At 72.5% G+C, this 12890-nt stretch carries 10 protein-coding genes and 3 pseudogenes; 8 read left to right on the forward strand and 5 right to left on the reverse strand.

Annotated elements, in window-relative coordinates; translation table 11 throughout:
* Nucleotides 1-31 precede the first annotated feature (31 nt).
* Nucleotides 32-1954, reverse strand: coding sequence for a CocE/NonD family hydrolase (locus AB0E05_RS33030; RefSeq protein WP_361970659.1), 1923 nt, complete (start codon nt 1952-1954; stop codon nt 32-34).
* 234 nt (nt 1955-2188) lie between these two features.
* On the opposite strand from AB0E05_RS33030, the gene AB0E05_RS33035 reads away from it, so the two are divergent.
* The 3 genes from AB0E05_RS33035 to AB0E05_RS33045 all read left to right on the forward strand — a co-directional run bounded on the left by AB0E05_RS33035 (nt 2189) and on the right by AB0E05_RS33045 (nt 6113).
* The gene (locus AB0E05_RS33035; protein ID WP_361970661.1) at nt 2189-3763 is read left to right on the forward strand and encodes an AbgT family transporter; all 1575 of its coding nucleotides are present in this window, start codon (nt 2189-2191) and stop codon (nt 3761-3763) included.
* Nucleotides 3764-3784: 21 nt separating this feature from the next.
* Entirely contained in the window at nt 3785-4873 is a 1089-nt protein-coding gene (locus tag AB0E05_RS33040; protein WP_361970662.1) for a DUF5937 family protein, read from the forward strand.
* Nucleotides 4874-5105: 232 nt separating this feature from the next.
* Nucleotides 5106-6113, forward strand: a complete 1008-nt coding sequence (locus AB0E05_RS33045; protein WP_361970663.1) for an aldo/keto reductase — start codon at nt 5106-5108, stop codon at nt 6111-6113.
* A 19-nt stretch (nt 6114-6132) separates the two neighbouring features.
* On the opposite strand, the gene AB0E05_RS33050 is transcribed toward AB0E05_RS33045, so the two are convergent.
* Nucleotides 6133-6624, reverse strand: coding sequence for a GtrA family protein (locus AB0E05_RS33050; RefSeq protein ID WP_361970665.1), 492 nt, complete (start codon nt 6622-6624; stop codon nt 6133-6135).
* Between the two features lie 603 nt (nt 6625-7227).
* Between AB0E05_RS33050 and AB0E05_RS33055 the strand changes: the two are divergent.
* A pseudogene (locus AB0E05_RS33055) lies at nt 7228-7805 on the forward strand (LLM class flavin-dependent oxidoreductase); the annotation flags it as partial.
* Between the two features lie 98 nt (nt 7806-7903).
* On the opposite strand, the gene tnpA reads toward AB0E05_RS33055, so the two are convergent.
* Nucleotides 7904-8248: an IS200/IS605 family transposase gene (gene tnpA / locus AB0E05_RS33060; RefSeq protein WP_361970667.1), complete on the reverse strand. Its 345-nt coding sequence runs from the start codon at nt 8246-8248 to the stop codon at nt 7904-7906.
* Between tnpA and AB0E05_RS33065 the strand changes: the two are divergent.
* Nucleotides 8246-8683: pseudogene (locus AB0E05_RS33065) on the forward strand (LLM class flavin-dependent oxidoreductase); the annotation flags it as partial. The gene tnpA and the pseudogene AB0E05_RS33065 overlap by 3 nt on opposite strands.
* 6 nt (nt 8684-8689) lie before the next feature.
* Here the strand turns inward: AB0E05_RS33065 and AB0E05_RS33070 are convergent.
* Entirely contained in the window at nt 8690-9673 is a 984-nt protein-coding gene (locus AB0E05_RS33070) for a LuxR family transcriptional regulator (RefSeq protein WP_361970669.1), read from the reverse strand.
* Between the two features lie 228 nt (nt 9674-9901).
* On the opposite strand from AB0E05_RS33070, the gene AB0E05_RS33075 reads away from it, so the two are divergent.
* Nucleotides 9902-11314, forward strand: a complete 1413-nt coding sequence (locus AB0E05_RS33075) for an aminopeptidase P family protein (RefSeq protein ID WP_361970670.1) — start codon at nt 9902-9904, stop codon at nt 11312-11314.
* A 74-nt stretch (nt 11315-11388) separates the two neighbouring features.
* On the opposite strand, the gene AB0E05_RS33080 is transcribed toward AB0E05_RS33075, so the two are convergent.
* Complete coding sequence (locus tag AB0E05_RS33080; protein WP_361970672.1) at nt 11389-11772, reverse strand: DUF5997 family protein; 384 nt, start codon at nt 11770-11772, stop codon at nt 11389-11391.
* Between the two features lie 58 nt (nt 11773-11830).
* Here AB0E05_RS33080 and AB0E05_RS33085 point away from each other — a divergent pair, with 58 nt between their 5' ends.
* Both AB0E05_RS33085 and AB0E05_RS33090 read left to right on the forward strand, forming a co-directional pair.
* Nucleotides 11831-12655 carry a LysR family substrate-binding domain-containing protein gene (locus AB0E05_RS33085; RefSeq protein ID WP_361970674.1) on the forward strand — a complete coding sequence of 275 codons (825 nt, stop codon included), beginning with the start codon at nt 11831-11833 and terminating at the stop codon, nt 12653-12655.
* 109 nt (nt 12656-12764) lie between these two features.
* A pseudogene (locus AB0E05_RS33090) lies at nt 12765-12890 on the forward strand (ABC transporter); the annotation flags it as partial.

The raw sequence follows: 12890 nt of genomic DNA on the forward strand, positions 1-12890 counted from the left end.
CACGAGGTCCACCCCCGCCGGTGGACCCTTCCTAGCGGAGCGCGTCCGTCCCGCCCTCCACCCACACCCGCAGCTGGGAGGGGCGCTCCGCGTCCATGTGCACCGTGTTCGTCGCCACGACGGTGCGGCGCGCCGCCGCCTCCGGCTCGCCGGTGTTGGAGTTGACGTCGAAGCGCGGGAAGTTGCTGGAGGAGACGTCGAGGCGGATGCGGTGCCCGGCGGCGAAGCGGTTGGCCGTGTCGGGTGCCGTGACCTCGATCGCGTACACCTCGCCCGGGACGAGCGGCTCCGGCTTCTCGAAGGAGTCGCGGAAGCGACAGCGCAGAATGCCGTCGGTGAGGTTGACCGCGAAGCCGTGCGGATAGTCCGTGTTGGGCGGGTGGACGTCGATCAGCTTGATGGTGAAGTCGGTGTCCAGCGCCGTACTGGAGACGTACAGCCGCGCCGACACCGGACCGGCCAGCACCACGTCGTGCCGCAGCGGCGGGGTGCTCAGACTGATCACGTCCGGGCGGGCGTCCAGCGGGAGGAAGGGCTCGCGCGCCCCGTGCGCCCGGGCGTCCGGGGCGTTCTGGTCGAACGCCCCGCCCGCCATCACCGGCTCGCCCGAGGTGACCTGACCCCCCAGAGTCGGCACCGGGTCGCGGGGGTCGAAGTCGTACGTCACCGACGCGGCGTCCACGGCGGGCGGACCGGCCGTGAGCAGGCCGTCGGCGGTCAGGTACAGGGCGACGGGCGCCGTCGCCGTCGGCGGCCACTGGCCGTCCGTACGCCAGGCCCCGCCGTGCCGCATCCGTCCGGCGGCGTCCCGTCGCCCGTCGCCGCCGCCCATCAGGAAGTACTGGACGGCCGGCAGGTCCTCCCGCGCCGCGCCGTCGGCACCGTCCGGAGCGACCCGCCCGAGCGCCCGGTCGAACCAGCGCCGGCGGAACTCCAGGTACGAGGGCGCGAGATTGCCGTCCAGCGTCGCCCGCGGGCCGAAGTCCACGTCCCCGGCGTGCGTCTCGCAGCGGTGCCCGTGCGTCCACGGGCCCATCACCAGGTAGGAGGGCGCCGACTTCAGCTCGCGCAGTGCCGTGAAGTTCTCGATGGTGGAGCGGACGTACGGGTCGTACCAGCTCCCCAGGTGCAGACTGGGCGCGTCCGGGAACCGCTCGTAGAAGCCCCGCCCGTACAGCGCGGGATTGCGGTAGTACTCCCCGAAGGCGTCCTGCCGCCACTGCTCCAGCAGGAAGTCCTCGTACTCGGGCAGGTGCCGCAGCGGGCTGCACCCGGGTCGCCACGGCATCGCACCGAACCACCCCGCCACGTCCACCCGCGCCAGCGCCTCGGACAGCACCGGGTCGGACGCCGCTTCCGGGCTCCGCGCCGCGTGCCGCACGGCCCAGGTCACCTGCTTCAGCTCGAAGGCGCCGCCCATCCGCAGGCCAGCGTCGTACGCGGAGGAGAAGCCGCCCGAGTCCTGGAACATGGCGGCCAACCCCGGCGCGCCCTCGGCGGCGGCGGCCGACTGGCAGTGCGCCGAGTACGACACCCCCGTCATCACCACCCTGCCGTCGCACCACGGCTGGTCCACGAGCCAGGCGACGGTGTCCGCGCCGTCCGGCCCCTCGCCCAGGTACTTCACGAACGACCCCTCGGAGTCGCCGCGGCCCCGGCAGTCCTGCCGGACGACGTGGTAGCCGGCACCGGTGAAGTGCCGGGCGATCTCCTCCGGCGACGGCACCGGAACGCCCGCCCGGTCCTGGTCCGACACGCGCGCCGCGCGCCGCCCGTAGGGCGTGCGCTCCAGGAGCACGGGCAGCGGCGTCGTCTCCGGCTCGGCCGACGCCGAGTACAGATCGGCGACGAGGTGCACACCGTCCCGCACGGGGACGCGCAGGGCGCGGCGCCACAGGGCACCGCCCGCGAGGGGTTCGGGACGGGCGGCGGCGGAGGCGTCGTACGAGGTCACGACCGTGACGCTAGGCAGTGGCCCAGGTCATGGCGATCACTTGACCTCATCAGGTCAACTGTTCCGTCGGACGGTGACGGGACAGGACGCGGGACCTACTGTGCACCGCAACCCGGCAACGCCCCGCCTGCCGGCACGGCGGATCGTGCGTGCACCGGGTCCCTTCCCGTACCGCCCGCGGCGTGGCCGCGCCCTGTCCCCGTACCGCCCGCCGCATTCCCGAGGAGCCCCGCCATGAGCACACCCGTCCACCCCGCCCAGGAGGCGCCGCCCGGCGGATCCGGAGACGAGGGCCGCGGATCCCGCTTCCTCGACGTGATCGAACGCGCGGGCAACGCACTGCCCCACCCGTTCTGGCTGTTCTGGATACTCGGCGGCATCGTCGCCGTCGCGAGCTGGGCCCTGAACGCGTCCGGGCTGAAGGTCGAGGACCCCTCGTCCGGGGACCTCGTCGGGGTGCGCAGCGCCCTGTCGAGCGACGCCGTACGGGACCTGATCACCGGTGCCGAGGAGTCCTTCGTCACCTTCGGCCCGCTGGGCACCGTGCTGATGGTGATGCTCGGCGTCGCGGTCGCCGAGCGCTCCGGGCTCTTCGAGGCGCTGGCCCGCCGGATGCTGTCGGGGCTGTCCCCGCGCACGGTCGTCCTGGGCGTGGCCTTGGGCGGCGTGCTCGGCAAGTTCCTCTCCGACTCCGCGTACGTGGTGCTCATTCCGCTCGGGGCGGTCGCCTTCCGCGCCGTGGGCCGTTCCCCCATGCTCGGCATGATCGTCGCGTTCGTCTCCATCAACGCGGCGGGCGACGCCAATCCGCTGATCGCACCCGGTGACGCGCTGTTCGCCTCGGTGGCCACCGAAGCCGCGCAGCTCATCGACAAGGAGGCGGTGGTCCGTCCCACGGACAACATGTACTTCACGACCGTCTCGGCGTTCGTGCTGGCCGGCACCATCGCCCTGGTCGTCGACAAGATCCTCGCCAAGCGCGAGCACCACCTGACCCCGGACCCCGACCTGGAGGCCGCCGCGGCGCGCCAGGTCGTCGCCGCCGAGGTGGACGACGCCACCGAACTGCGCGCCCTGAAGCTGACCGGACTGGCCGTCCTCGGCTACGCCGCGCTGATCGTGCTCGCGATGCTGCCCACCGGGTCGCCGCTGCGCGGCGAGGGCGGCGCGATCGTGGAGTCCACCTTCATGAACTCCATCGCCGTCTTCCTCACCGCCTTCTTCCTCTTCATCGGCGCCGTGTACGGGTGGTTCACCGGCCAGATCAAGGGCAGCCGCGCGATTCCGCAGTTCATGGCGGAGGGCGTGCGCTCCATCGCCCCGCTGCTGGTGCTCTTCTTCGCCGTCTCCCAGTTCCTGGCCCTGTTCAAGTGGACCGGCATCGCCACCGTCGTCGCCGTCGAGGGCGCGGACTTCCTCAAGGGGCTGGGCGCCCCCACGCTGCTGCTGTTCTCCCTGCTGATCGTCGCGATCGCGCTGCTGAACCTGGTGATCACCTCGGGCTCCGCCCTGTGGAGCCTGGTCGCCCCCGCCCTGGTGCCGATGCTGATGCTGCTCGGCACCAACCCGGCCACCACCATGGCGCTGTACCGCATCGCCGACTCCTGCACCAACTCCATCACGCCCATGAGCACCTCGTTCATGCTCTGCGTCGGCTACCTCCAGACCCTGCGCCGCAAGGCCGGCATCGGCACCCTGGTCTCCTTCACCCTGCCCGTCGCGATGATCATGCTCGTGGTGTGGACCGCGCTCTTCTTCCTCTGGTACGTGCTGGGCATCCCGCTCGGCCCGGGCGCGCCCGTGCGCTGACGCCCGCCGTACCCTGACGGCGTGAGCATCGTCCTCGACCTCGGAGGGCTCGGCCCCAAGGATCTCGTGGTCGGCCCCTCCGCCCTGTCAGAACTGATGGCGAGCCTGCACGTGCTCGCCGAACCCGAGCACCACCCGGAGGCCACGGGCTGGACGGCCCGTGCCGTCGCTGACCCCGCCCTCCGCGACGAGCTGCTCCTCTTCGCCCCGCTGTGGGCGCGCTTCCGCTGCCGTCTGTTCTTCCCCCGCGGGCTGCCGCTCGCCGAGAGCCTGGGGGAGGAGCTGACGGCGCTGGCGCACCTGACGGCCGAGGACTTCCTGGGCCTGGTGGCGCCGGGAGTCCTCGGCACCACCGCGCAACCGGTGCCGTCCGCCCGCGAGCTGCGCCCCGACACCGCCGCCGCGCAGGAGTACGTACGCCGCTGCCAGCGCCGCTCCTACGCCCGCGGCGAGCTGGCCCGCCAGCTGGTGGCCGCCCCGCTGGAGCTACGGGACCGGCTGCTGTCGGCCCTGCGCGCCGCCGACTCCGCGTTCTTCGCCGAGGACTGGCGCACCCTGCGTCCGGCCCTGGAGGAGCACGCCCGGGAGGTCCGCCGCCGACTCGTGGTCCGCCCGCCCGTGGACGTGCTCACCGAACTGCTCCCGACGGCGGTCCGGGTCGGCCCGGGCGAGCGGGTACGGCTCGACAAGCTTCAGAACCACGAAGTCCGGGTCGCCCCCCGCCCGCTGGTCCTCGTGCCCTCCGCGCGGGTGTGGCCGCATCTGACGGTGAAGAACGAGCACCCCTCGTGCGTCGTGGTCCACTACGCCGCGCGCGGCACCACCCCCGACGAACAACTCACCGTGCGCGATCTGCACCAGCGCCTGATGGCCCTGACCTCGCCCGCCCGGATGGAGCTCTGCCGCCACCTGCTGGGCGAGCCCATCACCACCTCGGAACTGGCCCACCGCCTCGGCTCCACCGAACCGCAGGTCTCCCGCAGCCTGCGCGTCCTGCGCGAGGCGGGCCTGATCCGCTCGACCCGGGACGGCAAGCTCGTACGCCACCGCCTGGCCACGGACGTCATCCGCCGGCTGGGCCACGACGTCCTGGCGACCGTGGGTCGATGAGCCAGACCCCAGGCCAAAAATCTCTCGGCATCCGCGTCCGGGTGTGCAAGGGTGGCGCTGATCCGGGCGCCTGCCGTGCGTGTCGCGCGCGCGTGCGCACGCGCGCGCGACACGCACGGCCTCGGCCCGCCCGGTCGCAGCGTCCATGAGACGACCCCGGCCCCGGACCGTGCCTGCCCGGCTGTCTTCACCGGTCCGTGCCGCAAAGCCGAACGATCGAGAGGGACTTGAGATGCGTCACCGCTTCCTGGGATCAACCGGACTGGTAGTCAGCGAACTGTGCCTGGGGGCCATGACGTTCGGGCGGGAGAGCGCCGAAGAGGAGTCGCACGCCATCCTGGACCGCTTCACCGAGGCGGGCGGCAACTTCGTCGACACCGCCGACATCTACTCGGCGGGCGCCTCCGAGGAGATACTCGGCCGGTGGCTGAAGCAGCGTCGCCGGGACGACGTGGTCATCGCCACCAAGGTCCGGTACGGCACCGGCGACAGCCCCAACGACCGGGGACTGGGGCGCAATCACGTGATCGCCGGGGTGGAGGCGAGCCTGCGCCGGCTCGGCACCGACCACATCGACCTGTACCAGGTGCACGCGTGGGACCCCGCGACGCCGCTGGAGGAGACCCTCTCCACCCTGGACACCCTGGTGAAGTCCGGCAAGGTCCGCTATCTGGGGGCCAGCAACTTCACCGGCTGGCAGCTCCAGAAGGCGCTGGACCTCAGCCGGTTGCACGGGTGGGAGCGGTTCGCCACGCTTCAGCCGCTGTACAACCTGCTGGACCGCTCCGCCGAGTGGGAGCTGATCGAGGTGGCCCGGCAGGAAGGGCTCGGCGTCATCCCGTGGAGCCCGCTGCGGGGCGGCTGGCTCAGCGGGTCGATCCGGCGCGGGGCCACCGCCCCGCCGGCCGGCAGCCGGGTGGAGACCGCCGAACGGCTCGGCTGGGGCGAGTCCTGGAGCGCGTACCAGGACGAGCGCACCTGGCGGGTCCTGGACGCCCTGTTCGAGGTGTCGGAGCGCAGCGGGCTGACGCCGGCTCAGGTCGCCGTCGCCTGGCTCGGCGGCCGGCCCACCGTCACCGCCCCGATCGTCGGCGCCCGCACGCTCGACCAGCTCGAAAACATCCTCGGCGCGGCCGACGTCGACCTCGACCCGGCCGACGCGGCCCTGCTCACCAAGGCCGGTGACCAGCCGCTGCCGTACCCGTACAGCGTGATCGCCACGGATCCGGCCGAGCGCTGATCCGGCTCGACGGCCCCGGTCAGGCGGCGCGGCACAGCGCCGCGCGGCCGGCCGGGGCCGCGGCGCGGGTCACGGTCGGGATCCGTGCACGGCCCCGGGCGAAGACGACGAGGCGCAGCACTGCGAACCGCCCGACGCCCGCGAGTGCGGAGGCGGACAGATAGACGACCTGCTCCAGCACCGCACCCGGCGTCGCCACCGACTGCTGGAGCAGGAACATCGCCGCGCACGTCACGGCGTACGCCGCCGCGGCGGACCCGGCCGACTGCGTGTGCTGACGCCAAGTCGCCCGGCCGCCCGCGCCGAAGGTGAACCGCGCGTGCAGTTCGGTGGCGAGGAGGGTGGAGGCCACGGTGACCAGGGCGTTGGCCAGGGCCCAGGGCAGCCACGAGGCGAGGGCCACCACGGCGAAGCTGGCGGCGAGCCCCACCCCGCCGCCGCAGAGCACGAAGCGCGCGAAGGCCGTGACGGCGCCGGGTGCCGTGCGTTGCTGGCGCTGTGCTGTCTCCATGACCCCACCCCTTTGATCGGCTCTGCCGGAAACACGCACTCCTCGACCTCACGAGGCCAAGCGGCGCGCCATCCAGTGATGCCATGATGGCACATCAATGGCACCATAACGCAAGGCGATTTGGCGCCACCTTCGGTCCACGATCCGGGCCGTGGTTGACGGGAGTCACGTTGTGCGGCTCAACGAGTCACATGAACGCCGAGCGGCACGTGGTCACCCGTGACCACGTCGACTTCGGTCGCGTGTGGTCCGCAGCGTGTTGCACCTGATGCGGCAACGGGCCGTCTGACCGGCCCTTCCCCGGTGCGGTAACCCCCCTTTCCGCGGGCTGAGTTACCCCGTTCGTGCCGTCCTCTCCGCTCTGCCCCCGAGGCTTCGTCGCGCTCCCTCATGAGCGGGTTCGATCCGCACCCGGACGGTCCCTGCCGAGCCTGACCCGCCCCCGCTTGACCGCGCCTCGGGCCTGGGCATCAGCGCACCCGACCGCCCCGTGATTCGCAGCCCCTGAAAGGGCGCCCTCCCACCCGGCCGCACCGAGGGCGTTCCGCAGCGCCCCGGTGCCGTACCCGGCGCTGTCCACAGGGCTGCAGAAAGGCATCTCCCATGCCCGTGGAGTTCCTTGGCATCGCCGCCACCAACGACGGATCCGAAACGACCGCGCGCTCCGGCGCCGCCTTCGACAAGGAGTACACGCTCCGCCTCGCCCGGGCGCACGAGGACCACGGCTGGGACCGGGTGCTCTTCGCCTACGGTTCCGGATCGCCGGACCCCGCGCCGGCCGCCGCCTACGTCGCGAGCACGTTGGAGCGCCTCCAGATCCTGCTCGCCCACCGACCCAACGTGTCGTACCCGACCTTCGCCGCGAAGACCTTCGCCGCGTTGGACCAGATCAGCCGGGCCGGCTGACGGTGCACTTCATCACCGGCGGCAACGACCACGAGCAGGGCCGCGAGGGCGACACCCTCACCAAGGACGAGCGGTACGCCCGCACCCGCGAGTACATCCGGATCGTCAAGAAGGCCTGGACCGCCCGGGAGCCCTTCGACCACGAGGGCGAGCACTACCGCTTCCACGACTTCCTCAGCGACGTCCTCCCCTTCCAGCAGCCTCGCCCGAACGTGTCGTTCGGCGGTTCGTCGCCGGCCGCGTACGCCGCAGGGGGCGCCGAAGCCGACGTCTATCTTTGATCTTGGCCAGTGCTCCGGCGTTTGTGCCGGGGGTGAAGGCCATCTCAGAACTGCTGTGACAGTGCCGGGTGCACGGGTCCGCAGTGTTCAGCTCAGCCCACGGGGCGCTTCTGGTTCTGGATGTACTGCTTCACGACGGCCAGGGGCGCTCCGCCGCAGCTTCCGGCGAAGTACGAGCCGGACCAGAAGTGTCCGCCCCACAGGTACCGGCGCACGTGGTTGTCGTACTCCTTGCGCAGGAGCCGGGCGGATACGCCCTTGAGGGAGTTGACCAGCTTGGAGAGCTGGACCTTCGGCGGGTAGTGCACGAGCAGGTGGACGTGGTCCTCTTCGCCGTTGAACTGCTTGAGGTCGGCCTCGAAGTTCGTGCATACCTCCCGCATGATCTCTTCGCACCTGGTGAGCATGGCGTCGGTCATGGCTTCGCGCCGGTACACGTCAGCCCGGCCACCGTGCTGGAGGCGGCCGCGGGCTACCGCGCCGCGTTCCAGCCGTCCGAGGACCTCGACGAGCCGTACGTCAGCGTCTCCGCCGACGTCGTCGTCGCCCGGGACGACCGGACCGCCCGCGAGCTGGCCACCGGGTACGGACCGTGGGTCCGCAGCATCCGCACCGCCGAGGGCGCCATCCCGTTCCCCACCCCCGACCAGGCCCGCGCCCGCACCAGGGCGTGGACCGACGCGGACCGGGCCCTGGTCGCCGACCGCGTCGACACCCAGTTCGTCGGTTCCCCGGTGCGCTTCGCCGACCAGCTCGAACAGCTCCAGGAGGCCACCGCCGCCGACGAACTGATCGTCACCATCATCACGCACGACCACGCCGACCGGGTGCACTCCTACGAACTCCTCGCGGCCGAGTGGCAACGCCGGTGAAGCCCGTCACAGCCATCCGTTGCGCTGCGCCTGCAAGGCCAGTTGGAAGCGGTTCGCGGCGCCCGTCCTCGCCATCAGGACCTGGAGCCGACGGAAGAGCGTCCGGCGGCTGACCCCCAGCTCGCGGGCGATGACGTCGTCACCCGCGCCGCCCGCGAGGAGCCACAGCAGACGCCGGTCGGCCGGCGGCAGACCGCCCGGGCGCGCGGCGCGCCCCGGGAACGGCACGGCGCTCTGCCACGACAGCTCGAAGAGCGCCACCAGCGCGGACAGCAACCCGCACGGCTGCACGACCAGCATCGTGTTGTGCACGTCGGCCTGCTCGATCGACAGCGACACGAGCGCGTACGCCTCGTCGATGATCACCAGCTTCACCGGCACCGACGGCAGGGTCCTGGCCTGCTCGCCGGCCTGGACGCACGGCTCGATGACGTCCCGCAGATGGCCCGGGTGCTCCAGCGACTCCCGCGAGTACACGACCCGCTGCTTCACCCCGCGGGCGAGCGTGGCCAGCGAGTCCTCCGTCGCGCTGGAGAGGGGGAAGTACGGCGGCGACTCGAACTGCCGGATCTGATCGCGCGCGCTCGCCCACGCCTGACGCATCCTGGGCCCGATGGCCTCACCGGTGACGACCTCCACGAGGTCGTCGTTGTACGCGGCGAGCCGCTGCCGCCGGAACGACTCGAAGGCGCCCCCGACCGCGATGCGCGACTCCTCGACCTCGGCCGCCCGGTGCCGGGCGAGGATCTCCAGACCGGCGGCGGGCGGCACCGGCGCCACCACGTCCCCGGCGCGCTCGGCGGCACTGGCCAGCCCGGCGTCGACCAGCGCACCGTACGCGGCGGCGAGCTCCGCACCGTCCAGACCGGTCGCCGCCGCGACCGCGCCCAGCGGGGCGGGGGCGACGTCGAGGAGCGCGAGATAGACGCGGGCCGTCGCTCGATCGAGCCCCAGCAGCCGCAGCGCCTCACCGAGTTTCGGGTTCGTCATGCCTTGCATTATCGGGCGTGCCGCAGCGGCGTCTGGCCGATCCGTGCCACTGGCACCACCGGGCGCCGGACGGGTGCCGTGCGGGATACCGTCCGAGGGCCGCCGACGACCGGCGGCAGCGAGGCAGGTCCGGGCCGCACGGTACGGAAGCCGGCTCCTTACGGCCCCACTCCGGCAGCGCCCGCTGTCCGCTCCGGTGCACCATCACTGAAGGGGAAGGCGTACGACGTGGCGAAAGGCCGGAAGAACGGTCTCTACTCAGGGATCTCCGAGGAACTGTCCGCCCTGATGCGCACGGGGTGGGCGGACACCGAGCGGCACGACCTGGAACAGGACGAGCAGGCCCCGTACGCGGACCGCCGTCGCACCGCGCTCTCCGCGCGCTTCCCGGGCGAGCGCCTGGTGATCCCCTCGGGGAACCTCAAGGTCCGCTCGAACGACGACACGTACCCGTTCCGCCCGTACTCGGGCTATGTGCACATGACCGGCGACCAGGCCCGGGACGGCGCCCTCGTGCTCGAACCCCGCGCGGACGGCGGGCACGACGCGTACTGCTACCAGCTGCCCCGGGACGGCCGGGACGACCAGGAGTTCTGGACCGGCCCCCACGCCGAGCTGTGGATGGGCCGGCGGCGCTCCCTCGCCGAGTCGGAGCGCGTGCTGGGGCTGCCCTGCCGCGACGTCCGCACGGCCGCCCAGGACCTCTCCGCCGCCTCCGCGGCGCCCACCCGGATCGTCCGCGGCATCGACCCGGCCCTGGAGGCCGCCGTCACGACCGACGCCGAGCGCGACGACGAACTGAAGGAGGCGCTCGACGACCTCCGCCTCGTCAAGGACGACTGGGAGATCGGCGAACTCCGCAAGGCCGTGGACTCCACCGTGCGGGGGTTCACCGACGCGATCGGCGAGCTGTCGGGTGCCGTCGCCTCGTCCGAGCGGTGGATCGAGGGCACGTTCTTCCGCCGCGCGCGCCTGGAGGGCAACGCCGTCGGTTACGGCACCATCTGCGCCGCCGGTGAGCACGCCACGATCATGCACTGGACGAACAACGACGGCCCGGTGCGCCCTGGGGAGCTGCTCCTGCTCGACGCCGGGGTGGAGACGCGTTCCCTCTACACCGCCGACGTCACGCGCACGCTCCCGATCAGCGGCACCTTCACACCCGTGCAGCGCAAGGTCTACGACGCGGTGTACGAGGCCCAGGAGCTGGGCATGGCCGCCGTGAAGCCGGGCGCCGCCTACCGCGACTTCCACGAGGCGGCCCAGCGCCACCTGGCGACCCGACTGGTCGAGTGGGGCTTCATCGAGGGTCCGGCCCACCGGGCGTACGACCTCGGCCTCCAGCGCCGCTTCACCATGGCGGGCACGGGGCACATGCTCGGGCTGGACGTCCACGACTGCGCCCGGGCCCGGAACGAGGAGTACGTGGACGGCGTGCTGGAGCCGGGCATGGTGCTCACCGTCGAGCCCGGCCTGTACTTCCAGCCGGACGACCTCACCGTGCCCGAGGAGTGGCGGGGCATCGGCGTCCGGATCGAGGACGACCTCCTGGTCACCGACGACGGCTACGAGAACCTGTCGGAGGGGCTGCCGCGCTCGGCGGACGACGTGGAGGAGTGGATGGCGCGCGTCGCCGGCTGAGCCGGGCCGAAGGACCGAGGGGCCGCCGGGCGCATTCCGCGCCCGGCGGCCCCTGGTCGGTGCCGGTCGCCCGGCTACTTCTCCGCGTTCTTCGCCTTGTCCTTCAGGCGCGCCGCCTCCTTGCGGACCTCGGCCTGGGTGGCGCGCTCGCGCACCAGCCACTCCGGGGACTCCTGCTTCAGGGCCTCGATCTGCTCGGTGGTGAGCGCTTCGGTGACCCCGCCGCGGGCGAGGCCCGAAATGGAGATCCCCAGCTTGGCGGCGATCACCGGACGCGGGTGCGGGCCCTCGCGGCGCAGGTCCCGCAGCCACGCCGGCGGGTCGGTCTGGAGCGCGTTCAGCTCGTCGCGGGAGACGACCCCCTCCCGGAACTCCGCGGGGGTGGCTTCGAGGTACACACCCAGCTTCTTGGCCGCCGTGGCGGGCTTCATGGTCTGGGTGCTCTGGCGCGACGTCATGCGTCCAAGGATATCGAGTGCAGCCCGGGCCGCTGACCACGCACGGTAATCTGGCCTTGTGACAGCCCCGGAGACAGCCCCTGCGTCCGCCGCCTTCCGCCTCGCCTACGTGCCGGGCGTGACCCCGGCGAAGTGGGTGCGGATCTGGCGCGAGCGGCTGCCGGACGTCCCCCTGGAGCTGGTCCAGGTCACGGTTCCGGCCGCGTCCGATGTGCTGCGCGACGGCGGCGCGGACGCCGGCCTTGTGCGGCTGCCGGTGGACCGCACCTTCTTCAGCGCCATCCCGCTCTACACCGAGACCACCGTGGTGATCGTGCCGAAGGACCACCTGGTGGCGGCGGTGGACGAGGTGTCCGCCGCGGACCTGGCGGACGAGATCGTGCTGCATCCCCTCGACGACGCGCTCGACGCCCTCGGTTGGGAGGCCCCGCCGGGGCGGCCGGCGATCGAGCGCCCGGCGACGACGGCGGACGCCGTGGAACTGGTGGCGGCGGGGATCGGGCTGCTGGTCGTCCCGCAGTCGCTGGCGCGGCTGCACCACCGCAGGGACCTCACCTACCGACCCGTCGTGGACGCCCCCCAGTCGTCCGTCGCCCTGTGCTGGCCCGAAGAGGCCACCACCGACATGGTGGAGGACTTCATCGGGATCGTGCGCGGGCGCACGGTCAACAGCACCAGGGGCCGCCGCACCGAAGAGGCGCGGCAGAAGCAGGCCGGGGCCGCAAAGGGACAGCAGGGCGGCAAGGGGGGCAAGGGGGGAGCCGCCGCGAAGGGCGCGCAGCCGTCGCAGCGACGTTCCGGCCCGAGCGGCGGTCGTACGGGCGGGGGCAAGGCGCCCCGCGGCTCCGGACGCGCCTCCGGCAGGCCCCGCCGCCGCGGCTGAGCGCGGGCGCCACCGCGCCGCGCAAGGGGGTGCGGCGCCGGCCCCGACCTCCAGCCGGTGAAACCGTGGTGAAACCGCGCTGAACCCACCCCGTCGCATCCTCTGCGGCATGACGACCACGACACCTCACCCACCCGCCGTCTCCGCCGTCGGTTTGCGCAAGTCGTACGGGGACAAGACGGTTCTCGACGGGATCGACCTGTCGATTCCGGCGGGGTCGGTGTTCGCTCTGCTC

The organism is Streptomyces sp. NPDC048057 (assembly GCF_040653095.1).
Lineage (GTDB): Bacteria > Actinomycetota > Actinomycetes > Streptomycetales > Streptomycetaceae > Streptomyces.